The following is a 24,961-nucleotide window of genomic DNA, read 5'->3' on the forward strand; positions in this document are numbered from 1 at the left end:
CCAGGTGAAACCCCCGGCCCGTAGCGTTGGACCGCACACCACTTCCACAGGAGGCCGCCGTGCAGACGCTGAGGATCAGACAGGTTCCCTGGAGCAATCCCGTCGGTCGGGGGCTGCGGGAGGCCTTACGCGCGGAGACCGACCGCGGGCGGGTGTCATCCTCCTCCGCAGGGACGGAGGACGACGGCGCGGGTGTCGTCGTCTTCCTGATCGTCTACGAACGGGCCACCGGAGCGCCGGTCGGCTGCGGCGGCCTGCGGCGGGGCGCTGATGGAAGCACGGGCGTCGAGCACCTCTACGTGCTCCCGTACGCGCGTTGGTCAGGAGTGTCCTACGCCATCACCGAGGCACTGGCCTCCTGGGCGCTGGAGCACGGCGTCCGTCCCGAGGGCTCCCTCACACGGCCAGGAATTCTGCGCCCCTAGGGGGATCACCGAGCAGAGGGGGTGCGCCCGTCGGGCGCACCCCCTCTGCTCGGTCCTGCGACGGCTACTTGCGCGGTGCGCCCAGATCCACGGGATCCTCATCCGTCAGGTAGGCGAACTCGGAGTGCGCGGTGAGGTCGATCCCGCGCAGTTCGTCGGCCTCCTCGATCCGCAGGCCGATGGTGCGCTGCAGGACCTGGGCGATCACCCACGTGACGGCGAAGGAGTAGGCCAACACCGCCACGGTCGCGAGCGCCTGGACGCCCAGCAGCTCGAAGCCACCGCCGTAGAACAGGCCCGAGACGCCGTTGGGGGCATCCGCCGTCGCGAACAGGCCGATCAGCAGCGTTCCCAGGACGCCACCCACCAGGTGCACACCGACGACGTCGAGCGAATCATCGAAGCCGAGGCGGAACTTCAGCTCGATCGCGAGGGAGCAGACCGCGCCGGCGATCGCACCGATGGCGAGGGCGCCCATCGGGCTGACCGCACCGCACGCGGGGGTGATGGCGACCAGCGCGGAGACCAGGCCGGAGGCGGCCCCCATGCTGGTCGCCGCACCGTTGCGGACCCGCTCGACGGCGGCCCAGGCCAGCAGGCCGGCCGACGCCGCGACGGCGGTATTCAGGAAGACCACCGACGCGGACTGTCCGGCGGAGAGGGCGGAGCCCGCGTTGAAACCGAACCAGCCGACCCACAGCAGGCCCGCGCCCACGAGGACGAGCGGGCGGCTGTGCGGCCTGGCATGATCCACCGTCGGCCAGCCGTGGCTGCGGCCCAGCACCATCGACAGGGCGAGGGCTGCGATCCCGGCGTTCATGTGCACGGCCAGGCCGCCGGCGAAGTCGATCGCGCCGAGGCCGTTCGCGATCCACCCACCCACGACCGAGCCGTCCTCGGAGCTGAAGGCGAAGACCCAGTGGGCGATCGGGAAGTACACCAGCGTGGCCCACACGCCGGCGAAGATCATCCAGGCGCCGAACTTCATGCGGCCGGCGGCCGCACCGGCGACCAGCGCCGTCGTCACGCAGGCGAAGAAGAGCTGGAAGGCCGCGAACAGGATCGGGGGGATGGGCGCGGAGGGGTCCTCGGCGAGCAACTGGCCCAGTCCGGCGTACTCCGTGACGTCCCCGATGAGCCCCAGTCCTCCGATCGAGTCGCCGAAGGCCATGGAGTAGCCGAACAGGGCCCACAGCACGGCGACGAGGCTCGCCCCGCCGAAGCACATCATCATCATGTTGAGGATGCGGCGGGACCCCACCATTCCTCCGTAGAACAGGGCCAGGGCCGGGATCATCAGGCAGACGAGCGCGGTGCTGGCGAGAATCCAAGCGACGTTTCCAGAATCCATGGGGAGTCCTTTCCGTGACAGCGCCTGGGCGTACCGGACGGGACTGGGCCCGGATCGCACTGCTGGTGTGCGTCGACCCGGGATGGCACGCCGCGCTGAGTCATGGTAGGCAGTGCGAGGTTTCAGGTCCCGGCGGGTCCGATGAACTCTGGGTAACGCCGCGTCCCACCCCTAGCCACCGGCGACGGACTGCATGATCATGATCGTCGCACCCGCGGGAACAGCCGTGGCCAGGCCGTCCAGCCGGCGCACGTCCTCGCCGTCGACATAGATGTTCACGTACCGCCTCAGCACGCCGGTCTCCTCGCGGATCCGCTGGTCCAGCAGGGGGCGTCCCTCGCCCAGCCCGTCGAGCACCGACGCCACGTCGGCGTCGTCGGCGATGCTCAGGCGGATCGCGCTGCGTCCGTCCACGTACTGGCGCAGGAGCGTGGGGATCAGGACGATCACCGAGGGCAGCGGCGAGGTCTCGGGCACGGTGACCACCTGCTCAGCCGGGCACGACGGCGGCACGCACGGAGAGCACGTCCGGCAGGTGGCTTGCCACTTCCTGGAAGGTCCGCCCCTCGTCCGCGCTCGCATAGACGGACCCGCCGCGCGTCCCGAAGTAGACGCCGGGGACCTCCGCCGTGTCGACGCAGGCGGCGTCGCGCAGCACCGCGTTGTACTCCGCCTGCGGGAGTCCGGCGCCGCTGCCCTCCCAGGTGGCACCGCCGTCGTCGGTCCGGTGCACCTGGAGGTGCCCGTCGGGCGGGATGCGCTCGCCGTCGGCCTTCAGGGGGATGACCCACGCCGTGCCGCTGCGGTGCGGGTGCGTGAGCATGACGAAGCCGAAGTCGGCCGGAAGGCCCTCGGCGATGGACTGCCAGGAATCACCGCGGTCGGTGCTCGCGTAGACGCCATGGTGGTTCTGGGCGAACAGGCGGTCGGGGTCCACGGCGTCGCGGGCCACCTTGTGTACGCACTGGCCGAACTCCGGGTCCGGATCCGGCATGAAATACGCGCTGATGCCCTTGTTGCGGGGTTCCCAGGACGCCCCGCCGTCGTCGGACCGGTAGACGCCGCCCGTGCTCATCGCCACGTGGACGGTGTCGTCGGCCGGGCTCGGCAGGACGGTGTGGGCGGCCGCACCACCGAAGCCCGCGCCCCATTCGCCGCGATGGGGGTGGTCCCACAGGCCGCGGTTCAGGATGAACGTCTCACCGTGGTCGGTGGACCTCCACACGGAGATCGGCTGGCATCCGGCCCAGACCACACCGGGGCGGTCCTCCGCGTCGGGCTGGATCTGCCAGATCCGCTCCAGCGCGGCGCCGTCGTCCGCGCCGAACCGGATCCCGCCCTCCCGGGGTTCCGCCCAGGTCTCACCCAGGTCGTCGGAGTGGGCGATGCAGGGACCGAAGTGCCACGACATCCGGCCCGCGAACAGGCGGGTACGCCCACCCCGGGTGTCGATCCCGACACTCGGGATCTCCTCCATGAGGAACTTCGGGCCGGAGAGGGTCCACTCCTGCCGATCGGTGCTCGACGCGAGCCACAGACCCTTCTTCGTGCCGATGGCCAGGAGTGTCGTTGCTGGAGTTGGCATGTCTTCCCCCGTGCATGGGAGCGGCCGAGGAGCCGCGCGTGTGATGCATATCACTTGGGACCCTGCCACCGGCCACTCGTTTTGTACAGGGCCCGCTACCCCCTTTTGTCCGCATCCCCGGAATGGGCCGGAGCGCTGTGCCAGAGTGGGACGGTGCGATCGCTGGGGAGCGGACATCACGTCCACCTGGAGGCATCGTTGCGTCAGACCGAACTCGGGAACACCGCGCCGTCGCGGTTGTGTCCCGGTCCCGGGCATGCACCCCGCGCACGGCGGCACTGCGTCGGCAAGCACTGCGTCGACGTACGCGACGGGTTGCTCGTTCTGTGGTGGGCACCCGGCTCGCGCCTGACCCTCGCCGACGTCCTGGCCGCCTATGAGGGGATCCGCAGTCTGTCCGACGGCTACGTCCTGCCACTGGTCGTGCATCTGCAGGGCCTGGGCGGGATTGCGCCCGCCGCCCGGATGGCCATCCTCGAGGGCTCCCTGACCTCACGCATCGCGTTCGTCGGCACCGGTCCGGTGGATCAGGTCATCGCCGCTTTCCTGGCATACGCGCGGTCGGAGACGCACTACTTCGAGAGCGCCTCCGACGCGGAAGCCTGGGCCCGTCGCATATCGCCCGCGACGGGGATGTCGCCTTAGTCGGCTTCTTTTCCTTGAATCAGGAGGAAGGACGGACATCCGCCGATAGCGTCCGAGCGGGACGAATATATCCCGGGTCCGCCCGGCGGCATCACCCGGGTAACTACCTCAGCGGCTCTCGTTATAGGCGTCGATGATGGACTGCGTGATCCGCCCACGCGAGCTGGGATTGAACCCGTGCTCCTGGGCCCACTTGCGGATCTGCTGCGTGTCCTCGCGCTTCGAGCGGGAGGACGACGATTTCTGGCCGGCGGACTGTTGCCTGCCGGACGAAGCCTTGCGCCCCTTGTCCACATAGGCGGACAAAGTCGTACGCAATGACTCCGCATTCTGCGCCGTGAGATCTATCTCGTAATCGGTGCCGTCGAGGGCGAACCGCACGGTCTCCTGTGCTTCCTCGCCGCTGAGGTCGTCGACCAATTGCACCTGTACCCGCTGGGCCATCATTTTCTCCTGTAACGTCCGAAGTCCGAATAATCAGCCCCATTGATACGACTCTATCCCGGTGAGCAGTGCGGGCGGAAAAAATCTCCCCATTGTCCATTCCGGCGCGAATGCGGAATGCGAATTACGGCTCCCGGACGTCGGTGTGCTATTCACCCGGGCGGATCAGGTGGCTGCGGCGCCGTCGGCCTCGAACGCGCGGACCACCGCGTCGTGCGGTACACGTTCGTGAAGCCGGGTCACGCCACCCTCGTCCTGGATACGCTCGGCCAATCGGCGCGCCCAGCGGTGCTCGAGGACGAGCAGGAGGCCCACCTCCCCGTTGCCGACGGAGGCGGAGGCGAAGGCGACGTCCCGGTCGCTGAGCAGAGTCATCGGCGACGGGTGGGCCAGCAGGTTCTGCAGGGATGCAGGCAGGCCGTCGTCGACGTCGGCGAAGGACACGGTGCCGTCGGTCGCGCGGGCGATCAGCACGATGTCGATCAGGGCCACTGCGCCGCTGTCGAGGGCTTCATGCAGGGCGTCCACCACCCGGGAGCCGCCGTCGAGGGTAGGTGTCGAGAAGACCAGGACGTCCACGGGGCCAACCCTCATGACTCCCCTCCCGCCCGGCTATTGCCTGCTCGTCGCTGCTGCAGACGGTGCAATCGTCCGCCGGGGCGGGTGGCGGATCGTCACCCGCGTGGGGTGACCGTCCGGCCAGACGGAGGACTTTGGACTCAGGCCGGAATCAATCCCGGGGTGAACTCTTGGAGGAAGGCGCCATCAGGTCGACGATGCCTCACCTCCTGCACGGGTGGGTGCGCGGCAGGAGAGCAACGCCGGACAGGTGGTAGGCATGAACAGCATCATCAGGGCGAAAACGACCGTTCCGGGAATCGGTGCGCACGAACTCGACCGGCCCCGGCTGATGGCGCGCCTCGACGCGCTCAAGCAGGCCGGGTGCCGCGCCGTCACCATCGGCGCTGCTGCCGGCTCGGGGAAGACGACGCTCGCCGCCCAGTGGACACGGAGACGGCGGGCGTCCGGGGACCACGTCGCGTGGGTCTCCCTGGATCCCTCGGACAACGCCCCGGGGCGTTTCTGGGGCCTCGTGACGGAAGCGCTGGAGCCGTCGGACGGCATGCCATCGGACCGGTGGACCTCACCCTCGCCGGCGGCGGCGGCGCGGATCGGGTGGCTCGATGCCCTTCTGGATCATGCGGGCAGGGGAACCGTGAACTCCGTGCTGGTCCTCGACAACTGCGAGCACCTGCGTGACGCCGGATTGCTCCTCGAGGTGGACTACGCGGTCCAGCGTGCGCCGCAGGGGTTCACTGTGGTCTTCTGCGGCAGGCAGCTGCCGGAGCTGCCCTCGTTCTACCGGCTGGACCTCGACGGCGCCCTGGGGCGGGTCGGGCAGGAGGAGTTGATGCTGCGGCGGCGGGAGATCGCACGACTGTTCGCTCCTGTGCGCTCCGACATGGACCTGCTTCTCGAGGTGACCGAAGGGTGGCCCGCCGCCGTCGTCCTCGCGCACGCGATGGGGGAGGGGGACGCTCCGGCCGCCGCGGTGACGGGGGGGACGGCCTACCTCGACCGGCTGTGCGGGCAGCTCTTCCCGTCCTTCCCCGAGGAGGTCCGCACCGCCCTCGCCGTCATGGCCTTGATCGAACCCTTCACGGTGGATGATCTGTGCACGGCGCTCGCCAGCACGGACGCGCCGCGCGTGTTCGACGCTGCGGTCCGGGCCTCGGGCCTCGTCCTCCCCACGGACACCCCCGGGTCCTTCCGGCTGCATCGCCTGCTGTCCCGGTGGCTTCTGGGCGGGGGATCGGGCGCCGCCGCGATCGACCGTCCTGTGGTGCACGCCCGGATGGCACGCCGTCGCCTCCGCCAGGCGCGGCACGCGGAGGCGCTCGCCCATGCCGGGAGGGCCGGCGACGCCGGCCTGCTGCGTGACGTCGCCGCCGTCTCGGGACTGCACCTGCTGTGGAGTAACGACCTCGCCGCCCTGGACTGGATCCTGCGCGACCTCGCATCCGTCGAGTCGGCGGAGCTCGGGCTGCTCGACAGCCTCCTCTCCCTCGCCAACGGTGACCCGGGTGGCGCCCGCCTCAGGCTCGAGCACGTCGACCACGGAGAGGACCAGGGCGGCCTCGACATGCCCTTCAGCGCTCTGCGGAGCGGGCTCGAGGCACATCTCATGCTCGGCCGGGGCCGCCCGGAGGAAGCGCTGGAGCATCTCCGGGGCGTGCGCGTCGCGGAACTGCCGCCCGACGTCGGACTCTTCGTGTCCAATGTCCTCTCGGCCGCGCTGATCGCAGCCGCGCGCCTCGACGAGGCCGTCGACGCCGCGAGGGCCTGCGTCGCGACCGCCGACGAGCGGGACAACCCCGGTGCCCGGGTCGACGCCCTCACCACCCGTGCGGTGCTCGCCGCGGCGATGGAGGACTTCGCGCCCGCGGCACGCGATGCCTGGGCCGCCATCCAGGTAGGGGAGCAGCAACGGCTGCGTTACAGCCCGCGGCTCCGGCCTGCCCACCTCGTCATCGCCTGGGGCGCCTACCACCAGCTCGACGACGCCGCCGCGCGGTTCCACAACGCGTTCGTGTTCAGGGCGACGTCGACCCCGCCCATGGTGGCGCACTCCGCGTCGAAGCTCCGGCTCATGCTGTCCTTCGCCTCCTCGGAAAGACCGGTCGAGGTGGCCGGGGCGCTCCTGGACAGGATCCGCTTCGATCTCGCGCACGGCGCGCAGCCGCGGGATATCGCCGTGTGCTCGCTGCAGGTGGCCGAGATGATGCTGTCCCTCCGCCGGGTGGACGACCTGACGATGCTGAAGGTGGACCTGCGCAGGTACCGGGGCATCAGCGGGGAACTGCAGGTGATCTCGGTCTGGGAGCACCTGCTGGCCGGCCAGCTGAACCGCTCACGGCAGCTGCTGACCCAGGTGACCTCCGAGTACGTGAAGTGCCAGAGCAAGGTCGGGATGACGACGGCCTTTGCGATGCTCGCGCGCCTCGAGCTGCTCGAGAACCGCCCGTTCAAGGCCAGGGAAGCGCTGGACCGCGCCCTCGCCCTGGCTGCCGAGCGGGGGTCGGTGCGGGGGATCGGATTCGCCGGCGAGACCGTGAGGAACGCGCTCGAGAGGGACCGGCACCATTACCCGCGCTTCACCCGGGAGGTGGACCTGCTCGTGAACCAGCGGCGCCGGCCGGTCCGGGAGATCGCCGGCCCCCCGCTCACGCCGCGGGAGATCGAACTGGTGGCTCTCCTCCCCACCTTCGCGACCGTCGACGAACTGGCCCTGGATCTGCAGATCTCCACGAACACGGTCAAGACACACCTGCGCGGCATCTATCGCAAGCTGGGGGTCGGGACGCGGAGGGAGGCCATCGCGGCGGCCGACAGGCTCGGACTCCTCGCGCCCACCCCTGCGCCGCTGCGCGTCCTGCGGAGCGCGTCGGCGCGTGGAACCGCCGGCCTCACCCCTGCGGGGTGAGCCCGTCGGGAGACCCGGCACGCCGGGTGAGACCCTGCATACCATGCTGGGACATCGGGGGCCGAGGACAGGACGTGCCGTGGACATCAACCTCTGGGAGATCGTGTGGGTGGTGTTCGCCGCCGCCCTGTTCGCCGCCTATCTGGCCTTCCTGTTCATCGTTCTCATCGACATCTTCAGGAACGAGTCCTTCTCCGGCTGGTCGCGCGCCCTCTGGGTGGTCCTGCTGGTACTGCTCCCCTTCCTGGCCTCCCTCGCCTACCTGTTCGCCCACGGGCAGACCATGGCATTGCGTACGGCCCGGGGATCCGGACCCGATGCCGGAGCCGCAGCGGTTCCCGCACCCCGCGATCCGACGGCGCAGGTCGCCTCCGCGAACGAACTCCTGCGACAGGGCGCCATCACCCAGGAGGAATACGAGCGGCTCAAGCGGCACTCGCTCCAGCAGGCATCCGGGACCCTCTCGACCGATACCACGCCCCGCACGCCGACCGGCTGATCACCCCGCTGGAATAGGAGATGGTGTGGAGTCCGACGGCGCTCCGCCTGATCCAGGATGCCGTGATCGTCCACCGGTGCCCGGCTACTGCTCCGCAGCCGGGCGCTCGTCGATGACCGCCGGCAGTCCGAAGGCTTCGAACAGCTCCGGGTAGAGGAAGTTGTGGTGGCCGACGATGCGCCCGCCGTCGGTCTCGATGACCTGGATGGCCCACGGCTTCCACAGGCCGGGTTCCACGACGTGGTAGTTGGCGAATCCGCCGGCGCCGTTGACATCGACGGGGATCAGGCGACCGCCCTCGCAGACGCTGCCCTTTCCGACGAACCAGGCGCGGACGTCCGCCGGTCCGGAGAGCCACAGGTCGAACGGCGGCATGGAGAGGACCACGTCCTCCCGCAGCAGTGAGACGAGCAGGTCCATGTCGTATGCCTCGAAGGCCCGCAGGTACCGGGCGAGCAGCACCTTGTGATCCGGATTCTCCAGGGGCATGCGCGGGGCGGGCGTCTGGGCCGCCATCGTCCTGCGCGCACGCTGCAGGGCGCTGTTGACGGACGCGGGGGTGACCTCGAGCAGAGCCGCGACCTCGGCCGCCGACCACCGCAGCACCTCGCACAGGATCAGGGCGCTGCGCTGGAGGGGTGGAAGGTGCTGCAGGGCCGCCACGAAGGCCAGGCGCACGGTGTCGCGGAGCTCGGCGACGGCGGCGGGATCACCCGAGGTGTCGATCACCCGTTCGTCGGGGATCGGCTGCACGAACACGCCCTCCGTGAGGGGAGCACCGAGGACAGCGTCTGCCGTGCGCGTGGATGGGCCGAGGTCCATGGGGCGGGCTCGGCGCTGCGGGCTGCGCAGCATGTCGACGCAGACGTTGTGCGCGATCCGGAAGAGCCATGTGCGCAGGGCCGACTGCCCGGCGAAGGAATCCTTCTTCGACCAGGCCTTGAGCATCGTCTCCTGCACGGCGTCCTCAGCCTCGGACGCCGCCCCGAGCATCCGGTAGCAGTATCCGGTCAGGTCGCGTCGCGAGGATTCCAGGAGCTCCTCGAACGAGGCCGATCCGGGGGCGGCATCCTGCAAGGCAGGAGAAGTGGGTTGCTGCATCCCCCGAGCCTAGTCACGCTGGTCCACGGGCGGGAGGGAGCGGCCCCGGATTCTTCCGCGGACCGATGAGTCCGGGCCGGTCGCAGCGTCTACTCTGTGGAAACGTCACCGTGAACCTCAGATCGGGAGCACCCATGCGCAGACTCACAGCAGGCCTCTTCTCCTCCGTCGACGGCGTCGTCGAATCCCCCCACCTGTGGCAGTTCAACAGCTTCGACCCGGAACTCGGCGCCGGCATGAAGGCGATGATCGAACGGGTGGACACCGTGCTGCTGGGACGGCAGGGCTACGAGGAGTGGGCGGCCTACTGGCCGCAGGCCGAGGCGACCGACCCGTTCGGCAGCTTCATCACCCCGGTGCAGAAGTTCGTGGCGTCGCGCACCCTCAGGGGCGAGCTGGGATGGACCAATGCCTCCCTCATGACCGCGCCCCTCGAGGAGTTCGTTGCCGACCTGAAGGAGACCGACGGCGCGGATATCGCCGTCTGCGCCAGCATCTCCCTGGTCCGGCAGCTCCTGTTCGCGGGGCTGCTGGACTCGCTGATGCTCATGACCCACCCTGTGGTCGCCGGTGCCGGTCGCCGCCTGTTCGAACCGTCGGACCCCGTCACGCGGCTGGAGCTGCAGGACACCACGATCACCAGCAAGGGCAATGTCCTCGCGACCTACGGCCTCCGCAACGACTAGGAAGGGATAGTTATGTCGTTTCAGGCATATCTCGATGCCATCGAAGCCAAGACCGGTCTGACGCCCAGGCAACTGGTCGATCAGGCGAAAGAGCGCGGTCTCGACGGGCCCGGGACGAAGGCCGGGCAGGTCGTGGCCTGGCTCAAGGAGGACTACGGCCTCGGCCGCGGCCACGCGATGGCGCTGGTCCACGTCCTGAAGAACGGGCCCACCATCAGCGACAGGCACGTGGCGACCGGTGGATCCCACAGCGACGAATCCACCGAACTGTGGCTGGACGGGAAGGCGACGAAACCGGAGGCGGCCTCCCCCTGACGACGTCCGGACGCGCCTAGACTGCTGGCCATGGCCGTCCTGATCGATCCACCGACCTGGCCCGCGCACGGCACCGTGTTCTCCCATCTGGTCTCGACGTCGTCCCTCGAGGAACTCCATGCCTTCGCGGCGGCCGCAGGCATCCCGCGACGCGCCTTCGACGAGGACCACTATGACGTCCCGGAACGGCGGTACCGCGACCTCGTGGCGCAGGGTGCGCAGGAGGTGGCCGGGGTGGAGCTGGTGCGCGCCCTGATCGCCAGCGGCCTCAGGGTCCCGGCCCGACGTCGGGCGCCGAAGCTCCGTGCCGCGCTGATGACCCGCTGGGACGCTCTCCTGCCGGCAGTCCCCGGCCTCGGCCGGGAACTGCTCGACCGCTGGGCCGAGGGGCACCGCGAGTACCACAATCCCGCCCATCTGCTGGCGGTCCTCGAGGCGCTGGACGTGCTGCTGGAACCGGCCGATGAGCCCGTGCGGGGCGCCGTGCTCCTGGCGGCCTGGTTCCACGACGCCGTGTACGAGGGCGTTGCCGGCCAGGACGAGCGCGCGTCCGCGTCCCTCGCCGTGCAGCGCCTTCACGGCATCGTGCCCGACGCCGTCGTCCGGGACGTCGAGCGCCTGGTCCTTCTCACGGCGACGCACGAGCCGGCACCCGAGGACCGGGCCGGCCACCTCCTGTGCGACGCGGACCTCGCGGTGCTCGCCGGCGCTCCGGAGGACTATGCCCGCTACGTGGCAGCGATCCGCGCGGAGTACCGGCATGTTCCCCGGCAGGCATTCACCGACGGGAGGCGTGCCGTCCTGAAGCGCCTCCTCGGACTCGACCCGCTGTATCGGACGACCACGGCGCAGGCCGAATGGGCGGGACGGGCGCGCAGCAACCTGGCCCAGGAACTCGAGTCGTTGTGACCCGGTCCATGGGCCCTGTCCGGCGTCCGGCGTGACCCCTACGATCACCCTATGGGATCCGTGGAGGACGCACTCGCCGCGCTGGAGGAACCTGACCAGGAGTGCCTGCGTGCCGTGGTCGCCACGGCCCGGGGCGCCCGGCCCGACGCAATCGACGGCGTGAGCTACGGCATGCCGGCACTTGTCCTCGCCGGGAAGCCCCTGCTTGCCGTGGCCGCCACCGCGGGGCATCTGTCGCTGTATCCATTCTCCTCGGGGGTGATCGACGCCGTGGCGCCGCGGCTCGAGGGCTTCTCCCGGTCGAAGGGGACCATCCGCTTCACGGCCGACCATCCGCTCCCGGAGGACCTGGTCCGGGAGATCGTCCGCCTCCGGAGCCTCGAGATCGCCGGCTCGTAGCAGGGCTCCGATCCTTCACGCAACCCCGCCCCGACGGGAGGAAACTGCTTCCCCGGGCCGCCCGGCCGATGCCACCATGAGGAGATCGAGGATGGCCGGCATCGCACGTCGGCACCTTCCCGGGCAGTCAGGAAGCCGGCCGTCGGGGAGCCTCGTCGCATCGCCGTCCCGGCGGTGGCGGTCGACCGGCTTCCAGCCCCCGTCCGGGCCACCCGAAGGAATCTGCCAATGCAAGGTCTGCACACCCATACTGCGATGAGACACGCGGATCTCCCCCTGCCTCTGGTCTGGGAACACCTCCAGAACCTGGGAGGCGGCATCGATCGTCTCGAGGTCGACGCCTACCTCCACGGCCTGATGGCCCTGCCGCTCGCTGATCGCAACGACGTGACGCAGGCCGTGAACGAGCTGCTCGACGACCTGGAGGCGACGGGCCACCATGCCTGCTGCCGAGCGCCCTACAGCGCCGTCGACCCCGACACGACGGCGCGGGGCGCCCTGGCCTACCCGTCGTGCACGGTCACGGGACGCGGTCGATGGGGACGGCCGATCACCACGCCGGGCCGACCCGCCGCGCCCGCCGGGCGTCGGCCCCAGGGGCTGTCGCCGCTACCGCCCCTCCGTCGGGACCGCTGACGGCGCCTGCCCCACCACGACGGTCGCGACGATCCCATGGACGCGGCGGGGCCAGACCCGGAAGCCCACCCTCTCGAGGAGCCGGGGGCACGGCAGCTCCTGGTCCTCGGCCACGCCGGTCAGGGAACCTTGTTGCCGCCCCGGTCCTGCATGCACTTGCATTCGACGTCCGCTGCGTAGCTCCAGAGCGCCCGCGCTCCTCGTGGTCCGCGTCGACCGGGATCGCCCCTCCCGTACCTCGACATCGTCCACGGTTGCGGCAGGCGCCCGGCCACGATTTCTGTGGGTACTATTCTCTTGGTCGTTTAGCAGCAGGCGGCCCCTCACCTCCCCCCTGCCCGCAGCACGGCGACCGGCAGGGGGTTGATGCAAAGGTCTGCCTGTTGGTTGGTTACCAGAGAGAGAACGGTCCGGGAGTATTGGGCATGCTGCAGGACATGGTCCTGGACAGCGACGACGTCGAGGAGTTCCTGACGAAGCTCGTCACCGTCGCCGGTCGCAGCCTGTCGGCCGACGACGAGGTCCTGTGCGGCGTCACCCTGCTGCGGGCCCGGACCAAGACCACGGTCGCGAGCAACGGTCCGGACGCTCAGAAACTGGACGAGGTCCAGTACGAGTACGACGACGGTCCGTGCCTGCGCGCCGCACGAGAGGGCTCCGTCCAGTACGTCTGCGACTTCGACGCCGAGGAACGCTTCCCCGAGTACAGCCGGGCGATCGCCGGGAACGGGATCAGGTCCGCGCTGGGCGTGCCCATCCCGCTCGAGGGCGAGGCGACGGCGGCGCTCAACTTCTATTCGCCCCTGGTGGACGCCTTCGATGAGGACTCCGTGGCGGCGGCGCGCCACTTCGCCGAGGAGGTCTCGACATCGCTCCGTCTCGCGGTACGCATCGCGGAACTGACCGAGTCCAGCGCCGACATGCGGGCCGCGATGCAGAGCCGGACCACGATCGACCTCGCCGTCGGCGTGATCATGGGGCAGAACCGGTGCTCCCAGGATGCCGCGATGTCCATCCTCAAGGCTGCGTCCAGCGCCAGGAACATCAAGCTGCGCGACGTCGCCGCGTCCGTCCTGGAGTCCCTGGGTCAGGGGCCGGTGAAGTTGCACTTCCAGTAGGCGGTACGGCCAACGGTAGGGGAGGAAGAACGTGAACGAGCGGAACCAGCGGGAACCCGTCGTCGACGCCGTGCGTCGATCGGGCCTGTCCGCCCCCGAGGCGGCGCGGGAGGCCGTGGACCTCGACCCGCCCCTGGCCGATCACCGGGCCGGCGGCGTGACCCCGGACTTCATCCGGCTCCTGGGCGCGGCCGGCTCCGCCTTCCTCGACGCGGAGGCGGCAGAACGCGGTCGCCTCGATTCGCTGGAGCAGCTGCACCTCCTCGACACGCCCCCCGAGGAGCGGTTCGATGCGATCACCCGCCGGGCGGCGGAGCGGTTCGGTTGCGAGATCGCGACGTTGGCCCTGATCGCCCGGAACCGGCAGTTCATCAAGTCCGCGGTGGGCGAGGCGCACCAGGACCTCGATCGGACGCGGGTGTTCTGCAACGCGACCATCCGGTCCTCCGGTCCGCTGGTCCTGCCCGACACCCTCGAGGACGGGCGTTTCCGGGACCACCCCTTCGTGGCCGGCGCACCGCACATCCGCTTCTATGCCGGCGCTCCGCTGCGCGGTCCCGGCGGCTGGCTGGTCGGCACGATCTGCGTCATGTCCCTCTCGCCCCGCCCGTTCACCCCTTCGGATCACCAGGACCTCGAGGCTCTCGCGCAGGAGATGCAGCACGAGGTCTATCCGGACTGGAAAGCCTGGAGCCTCTACTGAGCCGCGCGGACGAGGCCCTCAGCGCTCCACCGGATGGTCCGCGAGCGTCACGTCCACTGTCCGTGTCTCCGAGCCCCGCCGAATCCCGACCGGGACCGTCTCGCCCGGATCGTACCGGCGCAGTGCTGACAGGAGATCCTCCGGTGTGGCGATCTCCTCGTCCCCGATGCTGGTGATGATGTCCCCGGGGCGGATGCCGGCGTCGTCGGCCGGCCCGCCCTGCGATACGGACAGGACCACCACTCCCGTGGCATCCTCGAGGTTCAGCTGCTCGGCGATCTGGGGGGGGGGGATCGGGCCGGGAGCCAGTCCCATGAACGCGTGGTCCGCGGTGCCGTCCTCCCGGAGCTCCTCGGCCACTTCCGTGGCGATGGAGGCGGGGATGGCGAAACCGAGGGCGACGGCGCCCTGCGAGGGCGGGATATAGGCCTCGCTGATGCCCATGATCTCGCCCTGACCGTTCACGACGGCGCCGCCGGAGTTGCCGGGGCTGATGGCCGCATCCGTCTGGATGAGGTCCACCAGGGACTGGCTCGTGGCCGCCGAGCCGGGGATCTCCCGGTGCAGGCCCGAGACGATGCCCGAGGTCGCGGTGCTCTCGAAGCCGAGCGGGGACCCGATGACGACGGCGAGCTCGCCGATGCGGGGCAGGTCCGGCTGGAACGTCGCGGCCGGGAGGTCACGCCGGTCCGCCTGTACGAGGGCGAGGTCGGACACGGTGTCCGCGGCCTGGACCGTCCCGGACACCCGCCGGCCGTCGGCGAAGGCCACTTCGACATCATCGTTGCCGCGGATCACGTGCTCGTTGGTGAGGATCAGCCCGTCCTCCGTGTAGATCACGCCGCTGCCGAGCCCCTCCTCGGTGAAGATGGTGACAACGGAGGGCTGCACGGCCTCGACGATGTCCGGGATGCCCACGTCCTCTTCGGCGCCCGATGCGGCCGCACCGGTGCCGACGCCGGCGCTGGGGGAGGGAGAGCCGGTGCCGCCCGGCACCTGCGGCGGCGCGGCGGCGTCCCCTCCCGTATCCGTGCAGCCGGTGACGGCCGGCAGGAGGGTGCACATCAGGGCGATCAGCGGTGCGCGGGTCCCGGTGTTCCGCGTCATGAGGAGGTCCTCTCTGCACCGTGCCGCGTCAGAAGCGGCCGTCGGTGCCCTGGTCGCGTCGGCGGAGCGGATTCTCACGCCAGTCCTGGCGGTCGGAGGTGTCCGGGCCGTAGCCGGGGCGCAGCAGCGGCTCGTCGGGATCGTCCTCGGGGTGCGGCCCGCGGGGTGCGCCCGTGCGGTGGGTGAGCCAGTACCCCCAGCCGATGCAGGCCGCGGCAGTGAGGATGATCAGCAACCCGATGGCAAGGAGGAGCGGTGCCTCCGCGGGCGCCGGCGTGCCCGTGGACTCGGCCCGGGCGAAGTCCGACACCGCCTGCGGAACGAAGAGGGTGCTGACGAACAGCAGGGCGAGACCTGCCAGGTACTGCTTGACGCCGAGTTTCATGACTTCCCTGGGTGTCCTTGCGGTCGGTTCGGGGTTCATCCCAGCTTAGGCCCTGGCGCCGCACCTCTACGCTGGACTGGTGCGTGAATCACTGCCCAGCAACCGCCGGCTCAGCCGCAGTATCCTCCGGCTCGCCGTCCCGGCCCTGGGCGCCCTGATCGCGGAGCCGCTCTTCCTGCTCGCCGACTCGGCGATCGTGGGACACCTCGGTGTGGAGGAGCTCGCCGGGGTGGGGCTCGCGTCCACGGTGCTGCAGACCGCCGTCGGGCTCATGGTCTTCCTCGCCTACTCCACCACGCCGGCCGTCGCGCGCCTCCTCGGTGCGGGTCGCCTGCCCGAGGCGCTCGCGGCAGGGCGCGACGGCGTGGGCCTCGCCGTCGTGCTCGGGGTCCTCCTGTCCGTCCTGGGGTGGGTTACCGCTCCGCAGCTGGCGTCGCTGATGGGTGCCGAGGGGGCGGTGCACGCCTTCGCGGTGGACTACCTGCGCTGGTCGATGCCGGGGCTGACCGCGATGCTGGTGGTGCTCGCGGCGACCGGCGTGCTGCGCGGGCTGCAGGACACGCGTACGCCGCTGATCGTCGCGGGTGCGGGGTTCGGTGTCAACATCGTGCTCAACTACCTGCTCGTCTACGGCGCCGGGATGTCCGTGGCCGGATCCGCGCTCGGGACGAGCCTCGCCCAGTGCGGCATGGCGGCCGTCTACCTCGTGATGATCGTCCGCGCGTCCAGGGGCCAGCGGGTTCCCCTGAGGCCGTCCCTGCGCGGCATCCGGCGCACGGCCGGCGTCGGCTCCTGGCTCATGCTGCGCACGCTGTCGCTGCGAGTGGCGATCCTCGCGACCGTCTTCGTCGCGACCGCGCAGGGGCCCCTCAGCCTCGCTTCGCACCAGCTCGTCATGACGGTCTTCACGTTCCTCGCCTTCGCCCTCGACGCCCTCGCCATCGCCGCGCAGGCCCTGATCGGCAAGGAACTCGGGTCCGGGAACCGGCCGCTCGCGGCGGCGCTCACACGGCGCATGATCACCTGGGGCGTGGCGTTCGGTGTTGTCACCGGCTGCGTGCTGGCCGCGGTGGCGCCCTTCGTCGGGTGGATCTTCACCCCGGATCCGACGGTCCAGGCGGCGTTCGCGGCCGGCCTGTGGGTCCTGGCCGCGTTCCAGCCGATCTGCGGTCTCGTCTTCGTGCTCGACGGCGTGCTGATCGGGGCGGGCGACGCGCGCTACCTGGCGATCGCCGGCGTGGTGAACCTGGCTGTGTATCTCCCGCTGCTGGGCCTTGTCGGGATGGCTGACCTGACGGGCGGCGAGGGGATCGTCTGGCTGTGGCTGGCTTTCGGCGGCGGTTACATGCTGGCGCGCGCGGCAACTCTGGGGTGGCGGATCCGGGATGATCGGTGGATGGTGACCGGGGCGACGCGCAACGCGGTGGTGCGGGAGGCATAGCGGTGAGACTGGATCAGCGCAGCCGACACAGGTCCGCCGTGGTGCCCGTGGTTCTGGGACTCCGATTCCCGTGGCTGAGGGGTTGACCGAGGGATTCTCCGTCTGCCCATCCCCGACTCTCCCCATTTGTCCATCCCGGGCTGGAGGACGAGCGTTACACGCGGGGGTTGGTTGCACGAGGTAACGTGATTGGTGGGCTGACATCCGTCGGGCCGATTCAGGCATCACACGGGTTTCCAGGAAGCGGCATCATGATCAGTCAGGACGTGCAGCAGTGGATGGCCGTTCAGACTCTTCGGATCACGAACTTCGATGCGTCGTCGGTGTGGGCCACGTATGCGAGTCTCGGTGGCACGTGCGACGACCGCGAGGTCATCACCTACCTCGAGGGTCGGGGTACTCTGCCTACCCTGGATCGGGATCTCGTCGCGCACGCGCTGAACGAGATGATCGACGACAGCGGGCTCCCGGTGGACGGCGCCCACTACAGCACCGACGACGTCGCGGACGGATCCGGTTTCGGGGACAACCTCCGCGTCCTGGTCCTGGACCCCGACGGGCACCGCTTCGACCGGCCCGCCGCGACGGCGCCCTACGGGATCGCCGCTGACGGCCAGGAGATCGATGGTGCCATGGAGCAGGAGGAGGACGCCGAGTACCGCCGGTGTTACGCCCTCTACGAGACCGGACTGCTGGACACGGGAGCGGAGGACCGCTTCGACCGCTACACGAAGCGGGCCCGCGAGCACTTCGGCGTGAGCTCGTCCTCGATCGCCCTGATCACCGAGGACCGGCAGGTCATCAAATCGGTGGTGGGCCCGATCGGGCAGGACCTCCCCCGTGACACGGCCCTCTGTTCACGCACGATCGAAGCCTCCCGGGTGCTGGTCATCACGGACGCCAGGACCGACCCCGAGTACAGCGACCACCCCCTCGTCGTCGGTGGCCCCCGCATCCGCTTCTATGCCGGCTACCCGATCACGACCGCCGACGGATGGCGGATCGGGACGCTGTGCATCATCGATGACCGCCCGCGTTCCTTCAGTGACGCCGACGCCCTGGACCTCCAGCGCATGGCGCTGGATCTCGAAGTCGAGATCTGGGTCGGCGACACCGACTAGGACCACCCGCCTTCCGGCATACGCGCCACTGTCAGACAGCAAGGGCGCCCGCAGCAGCGGGCGCCCTTGCTGTGCATCTTGGGAGGGGACGCTACTTCCCGACCGGACCGAACATGGCGTCGATATCCGCCATCTCCATGTCAGCGGTGGCCTGGATCAGTTCGAGCAACTCGGGATCCAGTCCGGGCGCGAACTCCTCCAGGCGTTCCGGTGCGATCACCGACGGCACGCCCTCGGGGGCCTGCTCACTGGCGTCGAGCGTGGTGCCGTCCTTCGACGGCGACAGCCCCTGGTAGATCTTGCCGGCCTCCGACTGGCCCTTGAGATCGAAGGTGTACTGCTTGCTCTGCAGCCCGAGGTCGAGGAGCTTCTTGACCTCCGGGAACTGCTCGGCATTGGTCTTCGGGATGGGCAGGAGTGACTTCCAGTTCACCCCGAGGGTCTCGAGGGCCTTGGCGTATCCGTTCTCGTGGGCCTGGTCGCGGACGATCAGGTAGGAGATGGTGGAGCGCGCGGTCTTGTTGTCCGTCATCTCGTACATGCGACACTTCTGCAGGCGGCCTGTGGCTTCGAGCATGAGGTTGTACAGCAGATCCAGTGGGAGGTTGCCGGAGTTGTAGACATAGCTGCCGCTCCAAGGGTTGCCGGCCGAATCGACCGGCAGGGCTCCTTGCGCGCCCACGAGGTAGTGGTGGATGTTGCCCTCGGACAGGGCGAGATTGAGGGGGATCGAACCACCGGCGCCGGGGGTGTCCAGCGGATCGTCGACCTTGCCCTGGTAGCGGGGCGAGCCGTCGAGGAGCCGGGAGATGGTGGTGCCGATCAGCTCGACGTGGCTGATCTCCTCGGTGCCGATGCCCTGGATCAGGTCGCGGTAGGGCTTGGCGGCCGCACCGCGGAAGTTCATGCTCTGGAACAGGTACTGCATCATGGTGCGCATCTCGCCGAACTGCCCGCCGAGGCCTTCCTGCAGGGCATTGGCCGCAGCCGGATCCGGCTCGTCGGGAATGATCTCGTTGATGAGTTGCTGGACATGGAAGAACATAGAGCCTCCTAAAGGGGCGGCGACAGGCCGCCGCCTCTCACACTTCTCCGGAAAAGCCGTCCGTACAACCCTGCTCGCTCTCCGACGGCAGGAGTTGCCAGAAGCGGATGACTGGGTCTAGGGGACTGACGGGCTCCCTCGGCTCGGGCGATGAGCGCCGGAGGCGGGTGAGCGGTGACGCGAGCGGGTCGGAGTCCCCGCAAGAGTTCCTGCAGAGCCCGATCGCGGGCCAGGTCCTGATCTTGTTCGTGGTCCTGGCGGGTGGGTGTCAGGGCCCGGTCGAGGATCTCCTGGGAGATGACGACGACCTTGCGGTTGACCCGCTGGCTGTGGGAGCTGAGCTGGGAGAAGGCTTCCGTCGCGGTGAGGCCGGCGCGGCCCATGAGGATTCCTTTGGCCTGCTCGATGACGGCCCGGCGGAGGGCGGACGCGGCGAGGGCTTCGTTGGCGAGCTGGTGCCGGTCGATGTGGATGGACCGGGTGAGGTCCATGACCAGCGCCCAGACCCCGACGGGCTCGGTGTCCTCGACGATCAGATCGGCGGAGATGAGGAGTTTGCGGGTGGTGCCGTGGAGGTCCCTGAGGGACGCGTACACCGAGGATGGTCCGCCGCTGGTGGTGACCTTGGTCCAGAACGCCTGGACGGCGTCCCGGTCCGCGGGGTCGACGTGGGACATGCCGAGTTCCAGGGTGGGGACCACGTCGCCGCGTTCGTAGCCGTGTTTCCGGTACACCTCGTCCGACCAGTTGTAGGTGTCGTCGGCGAAGTAGTGCTCCACGGTGCCGGTGGGGCAGTCGATGAAGTACTTGACACTGGACACGGGTTCGGGACTGGGGCCGGCGGACTGTCGGTGTCCCTCCGGTGGCCGGCTGCTTGACCACCGGAGGGACTCCCAGTTCGTGCACGAGGCTCGTCGGTGTATCCGGCTGAGCCCGCGGACGAATCCGGGACATCTTCTGCGGTGGTCTCAGTATGGGCTCCCGACGAGCGGCATGGCCCCGTACACCCCTGAAGATCAGCTGTGTCCATCGCCCGGGGAAACTGGTACGGGCGCCGCCCGGGAGCCCGTGCCGGGGCGCCGCCCGGGAGCCCGTGCCGGGGCCCGGCCCCTGTGTGGGACGAGGGCCGGCACCGTGCCGGACTAAACTGGACCTGCCGGAGATCGCCCGGCCGCGCACCCTTCCAGAGAGGCCCTTGATGGCTGCCGCATCGTCCGCCCCCGGCGCCGGGCCCGACCTCGCCGAGTTCACGGTGTGGAAGCCGTTCCTGCTCCGCGCCGTCGTCAGCGGTGTCTTCGGCCTCGTCACGATCTTCTGGCGCGAGCCCTCCACCCTCGTGCTGTCCATCGTCGGGGGGCTGTACCTCCTGCTGGTCGGTGCCACGTATCTCTGGACGCACCGCATGACGCATTGGAGCGCCGGGGCGAGGGCGCTCACGGATATCGGCGGTGGACTGCTGCTCGGGGCCGGCGTCGCAGGCCTCGCCTTCGGGACCGATGCCGCGTTCGCGTTCGCAGGTGCCGTCGCGCTCGTCGTCGCGGGAGCCGCCGAACTGATCCGTGGGTTCGCGGCGCGAGGGCACGCGGCGGCGCGGGACCTCGTCGTCGTCGGCGTCGTCGGCATCGCCACGGGGGCCATCCTGCCGTTCGTCGAGCCGCTCGGCGCCCACGCGCTGCTCGGCGTGACGGGCGGCGGCGCGCTGCTCACCGCCGTCGTGCTCGGCATCGCAGCCCTGAGCTATCGGCATGATTCAGCGCTCAGCGCACCCTGGGGGTCCGGCGCTCCGGGCGATCCGGACCCCGTAAACTAGAGGCTCTACGCCTCGTAGAAGATTCGCATCACCGGAAGGAGTGCCCGTGGCCAAGCGCCAGCCGGGGAAACCCACCCAGGGACGGTTCCGCTACGGCATCAAGGCGCCCCTCGTCTTCTCGGCGGTCCTGGCCGTGGTGGCCGGGGTCGCGACGTCGATCTTCGCGACGGGCGGCGGATCCAGGGTGCTGCGCATCGATCTGGGCCTGACCGCGGCGGGGATCGCCTTCATCGTCTCCCTCGTGATCTGCGCGATGCTCATGATGGCGGAGACGCCGAACGCCGAGCACCTCAGCAAGGGATCCGGCATCAACCGGTCCTCGGCGAAGCCGGACCCGAAGGGACCGGCCGCGCAGGGTTCCACCGCATCGGGTCCGACCGCGCAGGGTCCGTCCGCGCCGTCGCCGACCGCTTCCGAGCACGGTGCCCAGCCCCGCTACGGGGAGCGACTCCCGGAGCAGGATTCCTGACGGGTATGCGCCCCTCGCCTCCTTGACGGCGCTGTTAGCCTGCCCCCATGGGCGACGAGCTACGGGCATTCATCAGGGACTTCGGCACGATGGTGCGCCTCGCGCAGGAAGCGCAGCCGCACTCCGCCCGCGGTAGGGAACTCGTCGAGACCCTTGCGGCGCACCTCGGTGTGGACCCGGGCAGCCTCCCGGTGGTGGTCGAGGACGTCCCGGCCCACCGCTTCGTGGACGCCGACATCCTCCTCGCATCGCTGACCCGGGAGGGACGGTGCGTGGGGGTCGGCGGTGGCGACCAGCGACACCACATGTCCCTCGGCGACATGATCCAGCAGTCGGAGCTGTACCCGAACTTCCCCCTGTCGCAGCCGGACTACGCGAACCTGCCCGTCGGCCCGGACGAGCAGCGGCAGGCGGTCGCGCTCGGCCTCCACCTGTTCCACCGGGACGGCGTCCCCGTCGCCCTCCTGCAGCGCAGGGCCGAGCCGCGCTACGGACGGCAGGTCGCATCCCTCGAGGTCCTGTGCGCGGATGCCGACGCCGTCGCCGGTCTCCTGGCGGAGTTCCGACGGCGGATGCAGCGCGAGAGCGTGATGAAGGGGCAGGTCCTCTCGCTGACCACCGAGGATTTCGGGCCGAGCGCCGCGGGCGTCACCTTCCATCGGCGGCCCACGCTGGAGGCTGCCGACGTCATCCTCCCCGACGGCCTGCTGGAGCGCGTCAGCGAGCACGCGCTCGGCATCGCATCGCACCGGGAGGCGCTCCAGCGGGCCGGCCAGCACCTCAAGCGCGGCATCCTGCTGTACGGCCCGCCGGGTACCGGCAAGACCCACACGGTCCGATACCTGCTGAGTGCGAGCGAGGGCACCACGGCGATCATCCTGTCCGGCGGCACCCTCGCCCACATCGCGGAGGCGGCTCGGATGGCCCGCGCCCTTCAGCCGTCGATCGTCGTCCTCGAGGACTGCGACCTCATCGCCGAGGACCGCAGCTTCGGCCACGGGCCGCAGCCCCTGCTGTTCGAGGTGCTCGATGCGATGGACGGGCTCGACGACGACGCCGACGTCACGTTCGTCCTGACCACCAACCGCGTGGACATGCTGGAACGGGCTCTCGCGCAGCGTCCCGGTCGCGTGGATCTGGCCGTCGAGGTGCCCCTGCCGGCCGAGCACGAACGCGCCGAACTGCTGCGGCTGTACGCGCGGGGCCTGCCGTTCGGCGCGGACGCCCTCGGGACCGCCGCGGGCAGCACCGCCGGCACCACGGCGTCCTTCACGCGGGAGCTGGTCCGGCGGGCCGTCCTCGCCGCCGCGCTGGAGGGCGTCCCGGTGGCGGACGCCCATCTGCTCGGCGCCGCGGACGAGCTGATGGCCGACGACGCGTCCCTGACCCGGAGCCTGCTCGGCAGCAACGGTCCCGAGCCCGCCGACCTCCCGGCGGTACCCGCAGCATCGTTCGGGTGGGGCCCCGGAGCGGTGGCGTACTCCGCCGGCTACTCACCCGCGCAGGGCCCGGGCCCCGGTTTCGCCGACGGTGGCTACTCGGAGGACGGCTTCCCGGATGACGGCGTGGAGGGAATCGGCGGCGTCGGGGGCCGGCCGTAGCGACGGGAGGCGACACACCGGGTGCCGGTCAGGCGCTCCGGGCCTTCCGGGCACGGTACGCCTTCACGTGCGTCCGGTTCGCGCAGTTGCCGGTATCGCAGAAGCGCTTCGAGCGGTTGCGGGTGAGATCGAGCACCACCCCGTCGCAGTCGTCGGCCGCGCAGGAGCGGAGGCGGTCCAGCTCATGTCCACGGATGACATCGGCGAGGGCCATGGCCGCCTCCGTGGCCATCCGTTCCCCGAGCGGAGCCTCGGGTGCGGTGGCGTGGAAGTGCCAGTCCCACTCGTCATGGCGGACCAGTTGGGGGAGTGCGTTCGCGCGGCGGAGGATCGCATTGACGAGCCCGACGGCGGTGTCCTCCTCCGCGAACCAGATGCACTCCAGTTCGGTGCGTAACGCGCGCACGGATCGTAGCTCGGCGTCGGTGCGGGTGCGGGAGCCGCTGAACCGCTGCTCCTCGAGGAAGCGGTCGAGCCCCTCCGGCGTCGTCAGGGGGTCCAGGTCATCCTTCGCGGTGTTGATCAGCGCTGCCACGGTCGAGAGTGCCACCTCTGTGTCATAGGTGAAAGACATGTTGACTCCTGACATCGCGCCGGTCTAGTGTCACGACCATAACCATTTGTCACCCCTGACACCAAGCATCGATCCGAAGGGAGAGGTCGTGTCCCTGCGCCCCACCGCCGGCCTCTGGATAGCGCTCGTCTCCGCCGCGACGTTCGGCGTCTCCGGCCCGTTCGCGAAGTCCCTGCTCGAGATCGGCTGGAGCCCCGGCGCCGCCGTCGGGCTGCGCATCGGGGGCGCCGCCGTCGTCCTGCTCGTCCCGGCGCTGATCGCCCTCCGCGGCCGCTGGTCCACCCTGCGCGGCAACGCGCTGACCATCGTGATCTACGGGACGACGGCGATCGCGCTCTGCCAGCTCTTCTACTTCAACGCTGTGCAGCGCATGTCCGTGGGGGTGTCGTTGCTGCTCGAATACCTGGCGCCCGTGCTGCTCGTAGGATTCCTCTGGCTGCGCTCGCGCACTGCCCCGCACACGCTGACGATCATCGGGTCCGTCACGGCGATCCTCGGGCTCCTGCTGGTCCTGGACCTGACGGGGGACGCCCGGCTCGATCCCGTCGGCGTGCTGTTCGGTCTCGCGGCCGCAGTCTGCCTCGTGGTCTTCTTCCTCATGTCCGCGCGGGTGGACGAGACCCTACCGCCGATCGTCATGGCCGGCGGGGGCATGGTGGTGGCGGCGGTGACCATCTCGGTCCTCGGCCTGACGAACATCATGCCGTTCCGGTTCGTGTTCTCGGACGTCCGCCTGGCCGGGGGCACCTACAGCTGGATCGTCCCGGTGGCCGTCCTCGTCCTGGTCGCGACGGTAGCCGCCTACATGACGGGCATCCTCGCCGCGCAGCGCCTCGGCTCGAAGGTGGCGAGTTTCGTGGCCCTCACCGAGGTGATGTTCGCCGTGCTCGCGGCGTGGCTGATCCTCGGCGAGTTGCCAGGTCCCGTGCAGCTGCTCGGCGGGCTGCTGATCGTGGCCGGCGTGGTGTGCGTCCGGGTGGACGAACTGCGGTCCACGCCCGACGGCGACCTCGAGGCGGCGCTCGACCAGCCCAACCCCGTGGAGCCGCTGCCACGTCCCTGAGGTCGGCGACGGGAACTCCCACCCCGCCGTGATCGGTTGAACCTT

The 24,961-nt window shown here is 70.0% G+C and carries 29 protein-coding genes; 17 read left to right on the plus strand and 12 right to left on the minus strand.

Annotated elements, in window-relative coordinates:
• Positions 1–59 precede the first annotated feature (59 nt).
• Entirely contained in the window at positions 60–425 is a 366-nt protein-coding gene (locus CXQ92_RS10165; RefSeq protein WP_104167624.1) for a hypothetical protein, read from the plus strand.
• 64 nt (positions 426–489) lie between these two features.
• Here CXQ92_RS10165 and CXQ92_RS10170 read toward each other — a convergent pair whose 3' ends face one another.
• From CXQ92_RS10170 to CXQ92_RS10180, 3 genes are all read right to left on the minus strand, one after another.
• Entirely contained in the window at positions 490–1,776 is a 1,287-nt protein-coding gene (locus tag CXQ92_RS10170) for an ammonium transporter (protein WP_104167625.1), read from the minus strand.
• A gap of 171 nt (positions 1,777–1,947) precedes the next feature.
• Positions 1,948–2,253 carry a MoaD/ThiS family protein gene (locus CXQ92_RS10175; RefSeq protein WP_258069845.1) on the minus strand — a complete coding sequence of 102 codons (306 nt, stop codon included), beginning with the start codon at positions 2,251–2,253 and terminating at the stop codon, positions 1,948–1,950.
• Positions 2,254–2,266: 13 nt separating this feature from the next.
• On the minus strand, positions 2,267–3,361 hold the full coding sequence (locus CXQ92_RS10180; protein ID WP_104167627.1) for a glycosyl hydrolase: 1,095 nt from the start codon (positions 3,359–3,361) through the stop codon (positions 2,267–2,269).
• Between the two features lie 198 nt (positions 3,362–3,559).
• On the opposite strand from CXQ92_RS10180, the gene CXQ92_RS10185 reads away from it, so the two are divergent.
• Positions 3,560–4,006 carry a hypothetical protein gene (locus CXQ92_RS10185; RefSeq protein ID WP_146067436.1) on the plus strand — a complete coding sequence of 149 codons (447 nt, stop codon included), beginning with the start codon at positions 3,560–3,562 and terminating at the stop codon, positions 4,004–4,006.
• Positions 4,007–4,114: 108 nt separating this feature from the next.
• Here the strand turns inward: CXQ92_RS10185 and CXQ92_RS10190 are convergent, their stop codons facing one another.
• Positions 4,115–4,450 carry an Lsr2 family protein gene (locus CXQ92_RS10190; RefSeq protein WP_104168192.1) on the minus strand — a complete coding sequence of 112 codons (336 nt, stop codon included), beginning with the start codon at positions 4,448–4,450 and terminating at the stop codon, positions 4,115–4,117.
• 165 nt (positions 4,451–4,615) lie between these two features.
• A complete protein-coding gene (locus CXQ92_RS10195; RefSeq protein ID WP_146067437.1) occupies positions 4,616–5,044 on the minus strand; it encodes a DUF6325 family protein in 429 nt (142 codons plus the stop codon).
• Positions 5,045–5,288: 244 nt separating this feature from the next.
• Between CXQ92_RS10195 and CXQ92_RS10200 the strand changes: the two genes are divergently transcribed.
• A complete protein-coding gene (locus tag CXQ92_RS10200) occupies positions 5,289–7,934 on the plus strand; it encodes a LuxR C-terminal-related transcriptional regulator (protein ID WP_104167630.1) in 2,646 nt (881 codons plus the stop codon).
• A 79-nt stretch (positions 7,935–8,013) separates the two neighbouring features.
• Positions 8,014–8,433 carry an SHOCT domain-containing protein gene (locus tag CXQ92_RS10205; RefSeq protein ID WP_104167631.1) on the plus strand — a complete coding sequence of 140 codons (420 nt, stop codon included), beginning with the start codon at positions 8,014–8,016 and terminating at the stop codon, positions 8,431–8,433.
• Positions 8,434–8,517: 84 nt separating this feature from the next.
• Here the strand turns inward: CXQ92_RS10205 and CXQ92_RS10210 are convergent, their stop codons facing one another.
• Positions 8,518–9,534, minus strand: a complete 1,017-nt coding sequence (locus CXQ92_RS10210) for a sigma-70 family RNA polymerase sigma factor (protein ID WP_104167632.1) — start codon at positions 9,532–9,534, stop codon at positions 8,518–8,520.
• Between the two features lie 134 nt (positions 9,535–9,668).
• On the opposite strand from CXQ92_RS10210, the gene CXQ92_RS10215 reads away from it, so the two are divergent.
• The 5 genes from CXQ92_RS10215 (at position 9,669) to CXQ92_RS10235 (ending at position 12,479) form a co-directional block, all read left to right on the plus strand.
• Positions 9,669–10,220 carry a dihydrofolate reductase family protein gene (locus tag CXQ92_RS10215; protein ID WP_104167633.1) on the plus strand — a complete coding sequence of 184 codons (552 nt, stop codon included), beginning with the start codon at positions 9,669–9,671 and terminating at the stop codon, positions 10,218–10,220.
• A 12-nt stretch (positions 10,221–10,232) separates the two neighbouring features.
• Positions 10,233–10,535: a DUF4287 domain-containing protein gene (locus tag CXQ92_RS10220; RefSeq protein ID WP_104167634.1), complete on the plus strand. Its 303-nt coding sequence runs from the start codon at positions 10,233–10,235 to the stop codon at positions 10,533–10,535.
• Between the two features lie 30 nt (positions 10,536–10,565).
• The gene (locus CXQ92_RS10225; RefSeq protein ID WP_104167635.1) at positions 10,566–11,444 is read left to right on the plus strand and encodes a DUF4031 domain-containing protein; all 879 of its coding nucleotides are present in this window, start codon (positions 10,566–10,568) and stop codon (positions 11,442–11,444) included.
• Positions 11,445–11,495: 51 nt separating this feature from the next.
• Complete coding sequence (locus CXQ92_RS10230; protein WP_104167636.1) at positions 11,496–11,843, plus strand: iron chaperone; 348 nt, start codon at positions 11,496–11,498, stop codon at positions 11,841–11,843.
• A 255-nt stretch (positions 11,844–12,098) separates the two neighbouring features.
• The gene (locus CXQ92_RS10235) at positions 12,099–12,479 is read left to right on the plus strand and encodes a hypothetical protein (RefSeq protein ID WP_104167637.1); all 381 of its coding nucleotides are present in this window, start codon (positions 12,099–12,101) and stop codon (positions 12,477–12,479) included.
• On the opposite strand, the gene CXQ92_RS18150 is transcribed toward CXQ92_RS10235, so the two are convergent.
• The gene (locus CXQ92_RS18150; RefSeq protein WP_181033618.1) at positions 12,453–12,593 is read right to left on the minus strand and encodes a hypothetical protein; all 141 of its coding nucleotides are present in this window, start codon (positions 12,591–12,593) and stop codon (positions 12,453–12,455) included. The genes CXQ92_RS10235 and CXQ92_RS18150 overlap by 27 nt on opposite strands.
• A 311-nt stretch (positions 12,594–12,904) precedes the next feature.
• On the opposite strand from CXQ92_RS18150, the gene CXQ92_RS10240 reads away from it, so the two are divergent.
• Both CXQ92_RS10240 and CXQ92_RS10245 read left to right on the plus strand, forming a co-directional pair.
• Positions 12,905–13,597, plus strand: a complete 693-nt coding sequence (locus CXQ92_RS10240) for a GAF and ANTAR domain-containing protein (RefSeq protein ID WP_104167638.1) — start codon at positions 12,905–12,907, stop codon at positions 13,595–13,597.
• 31 nt (positions 13,598–13,628) lie between these two features.
• Positions 13,629–14,300, plus strand: a complete 672-nt coding sequence (locus tag CXQ92_RS10245) for a GAF domain-containing protein (protein ID WP_104167639.1) — start codon at positions 13,629–13,631, stop codon at positions 14,298–14,300.
• Between the two features lie 18 nt (positions 14,301–14,318).
• Here CXQ92_RS10245 and CXQ92_RS10250 read toward each other — a convergent pair whose 3' ends face one another.
• Positions 14,319–15,407 carry a S1C family serine protease gene (locus CXQ92_RS10250; protein ID WP_104167640.1) on the minus strand — a complete coding sequence of 363 codons (1,089 nt, stop codon included), beginning with the start codon at positions 15,405–15,407 and terminating at the stop codon, positions 14,319–14,321.
• A gap of 28 nt (positions 15,408–15,435) precedes the next feature.
• Positions 15,436–15,792 (minus strand): hypothetical protein, encoded by a 357-nt coding sequence (locus CXQ92_RS10255; RefSeq protein ID WP_104167641.1) that lies wholly within the window; start codon positions 15,790–15,792, stop codon positions 15,436–15,438.
• A 79-nt stretch (positions 15,793–15,871) separates the two neighbouring features.
• Between CXQ92_RS10255 and CXQ92_RS10260 the strand changes: the two genes are divergently transcribed.
• Together CXQ92_RS10260 and CXQ92_RS10265 are read left to right on the plus strand one after the other, a co-directional pair.
• The gene (locus tag CXQ92_RS10260; RefSeq protein ID WP_104167642.1) at positions 15,872–17,233 is read left to right on the plus strand and encodes an MATE family efflux transporter; all 1,362 of its coding nucleotides are present in this window, start codon (positions 15,872–15,874) and stop codon (positions 17,231–17,233) included.
• A gap of 251 nt (positions 17,234–17,484) precedes the next feature.
• The gene (locus CXQ92_RS10265) at positions 17,485–18,354 is read left to right on the plus strand and encodes a GAF domain-containing protein (RefSeq protein ID WP_104167643.1); all 870 of its coding nucleotides are present in this window, start codon (positions 17,485–17,487) and stop codon (positions 18,352–18,354) included.
• Between the two features lie 91 nt (positions 18,355–18,445).
• On the opposite strand, the gene CXQ92_RS10270 is transcribed toward CXQ92_RS10265, so the two are convergent.
• Positions 18,446–19,399 (minus strand): manganese catalase family protein, encoded by a 954-nt coding sequence (locus CXQ92_RS10270; RefSeq protein ID WP_104167644.1) that lies wholly within the window; start codon positions 19,397–19,399, stop codon positions 18,446–18,448.
• Between the two features lie 8 nt (positions 19,400–19,407).
• Entirely contained in the window at positions 19,408–20,220 is an 813-nt protein-coding gene (locus CXQ92_RS10275) for an ANTAR domain-containing protein (protein ID WP_104167645.1), read from the minus strand.
• 377 nt (positions 20,221–20,597) lie between these two features.
• Between CXQ92_RS10275 and CXQ92_RS10280 the strand changes: the two genes are divergently transcribed.
• From CXQ92_RS10280 to CXQ92_RS10290, 3 genes are read left to right on the plus strand one after another with little or no spacing between them, the layout of a single operon-like run.
• The gene (locus CXQ92_RS10280) at positions 20,598–21,209 is read left to right on the plus strand and encodes a hypothetical protein (RefSeq protein ID WP_104167646.1); all 612 of its coding nucleotides are present in this window, start codon (positions 20,598–20,600) and stop codon (positions 21,207–21,209) included.
• Between the two features lie 46 nt (positions 21,210–21,255).
• Positions 21,256–21,678, plus strand: coding sequence for a hypothetical protein (locus CXQ92_RS10285; RefSeq protein WP_258069846.1), 423 nt, complete (start codon positions 21,256–21,258; stop codon positions 21,676–21,678).
• 47 nt (positions 21,679–21,725) lie between these two features.
• The gene (locus tag CXQ92_RS10290; RefSeq protein ID WP_104167648.1) at positions 21,726–23,279 is read left to right on the plus strand and encodes an AAA family ATPase; all 1,554 of its coding nucleotides are present in this window, start codon (positions 21,726–21,728) and stop codon (positions 23,277–23,279) included.
• 28 nt (positions 23,280–23,307) lie between these two features.
• Here the strand turns inward: CXQ92_RS10290 and CXQ92_RS10295 are convergent, their stop codons facing one another.
• Positions 23,308–23,853: a CGNR zinc finger domain-containing protein gene (locus tag CXQ92_RS10295; protein WP_104167649.1), complete on the minus strand. Its 546-nt coding sequence runs from the start codon at positions 23,851–23,853 to the stop codon at positions 23,308–23,310.
• A gap of 88 nt (positions 23,854–23,941) precedes the next feature.
• Between CXQ92_RS10295 and CXQ92_RS10300 the strand changes: the two genes are divergently transcribed.
• Positions 23,942–24,916, plus strand: a complete 975-nt coding sequence (locus CXQ92_RS10300; RefSeq protein WP_104167650.1) for a DMT family transporter — start codon at positions 23,942–23,944, stop codon at positions 24,914–24,916.
• Positions 24,917–24,961 lie beyond the last annotated feature (45 nt).

Source organism: Arthrobacter sp. SX1312, assembly GCF_002929295.1.
Classification (GTDB): Bacteria; Actinomycetota; Actinomycetes; order Actinomycetales; family Micrococcaceae; genus Arthrobacter_D.

What these genes read in the sequence shown, in the direction of transcription:
- CXQ92_RS10170 (WP_104167625.1), bottom strand. Translation starts at nt 1,776, where the DNA reads ATGGATTCTGGAAACGTCGCTTGGATTCTCGCCAGCACCGCGCTCGTC.
- CXQ92_RS10180 (WP_104167627.1), bottom strand. Translation starts at nt 3,361, where the DNA reads ATGCCAACTCCAGCAACGACACTCCTGGCCATCGGCACGAAGAAGGGT.
- CXQ92_RS10190 (WP_104168192.1), bottom strand. Translation starts at nt 4,450, where the DNA reads ATGGCCCAGCGGGTACAGGTGCAATTGGTCGACGACCTCAGCGGCGAG.
- CXQ92_RS10195 (WP_146067437.1), bottom strand. Translation starts at nt 5,044, where the DNA reads ATGAGGGTTGGCCCCGTGGACGTCCTGGTCTTCTCGACACCTACCCTC.
- CXQ92_RS10200 (WP_104167630.1), top strand. Translation starts at nt 5,289, where the DNA reads ATGAACAGCATCATCAGGGCGAAAACGACCGTTCCGGGAATCGGTGCG.
- CXQ92_RS10210 (WP_104167632.1), bottom strand. Translation starts at nt 9,534, where the DNA reads ATGCAGCAACCCACTTCTCCTGCCTTGCAGGATGCCGCCCCCGGATCG.
- CXQ92_RS10215 (WP_104167633.1), top strand. Translation starts at nt 9,669, where the DNA reads ATGCGCAGACTCACAGCAGGCCTCTTCTCCTCCGTCGACGGCGTCGTC.
- CXQ92_RS10220 (WP_104167634.1), top strand. Translation starts at nt 10,233, where the DNA reads ATGTCGTTTCAGGCATATCTCGATGCCATCGAAGCCAAGACCGGTCTG.
- CXQ92_RS10225 (WP_104167635.1), top strand. Translation starts at nt 10,566, where the DNA reads ATGGCCGTCCTGATCGATCCACCGACCTGGCCCGCGCACGGCACCGTG.
- CXQ92_RS10230 (WP_104167636.1), top strand. Translation starts at nt 11,496, where the DNA reads ATGGGATCCGTGGAGGACGCACTCGCCGCGCTGGAGGAACCTGACCAG.
- CXQ92_RS10235 (WP_104167637.1), top strand. Translation starts at nt 12,099, where the DNA reads ATGAGACACGCGGATCTCCCCCTGCCTCTGGTCTGGGAACACCTCCAG.
- CXQ92_RS10240 (WP_104167638.1), top strand. Translation starts at nt 12,905, where the DNA reads ATGCTGCAGGACATGGTCCTGGACAGCGACGACGTCGAGGAGTTCCTG.
- CXQ92_RS10250 (WP_104167640.1), bottom strand. Translation starts at nt 15,407, where the DNA reads ATGACGCGGAACACCGGGACCCGCGCACCGCTGATCGCCCTGATGTGC.
- CXQ92_RS10255 (WP_104167641.1), bottom strand. Translation starts at nt 15,792, where the DNA reads ATGAAACTCGGCGTCAAGCAGTACCTGGCAGGTCTCGCCCTGCTGTTC.
- CXQ92_RS10265 (WP_104167643.1), top strand. Translation starts at nt 17,485, where the DNA reads ATGATCAGTCAGGACGTGCAGCAGTGGATGGCCGTTCAGACTCTTCGG.
- CXQ92_RS10270 (WP_104167644.1), bottom strand. Translation starts at nt 19,399, where the DNA reads ATGTTCTTCCATGTCCAGCAACTCATCAACGAGATCATTCCCGACGAG.
- CXQ92_RS10280 (WP_104167646.1), top strand. Translation starts at nt 20,598, where the DNA reads ATGGCTGCCGCATCGTCCGCCCCCGGCGCCGGGCCCGACCTCGCCGAG.
- CXQ92_RS10290 (WP_104167648.1), top strand. Translation starts at nt 21,726, where the DNA reads ATGGGCGACGAGCTACGGGCATTCATCAGGGACTTCGGCACGATGGTG.
- CXQ92_RS10295 (WP_104167649.1), bottom strand. Translation starts at nt 23,853, where the DNA reads ATGTCTTTCACCTATGACACAGAGGTGGCACTCTCGACCGTGGCAGCG.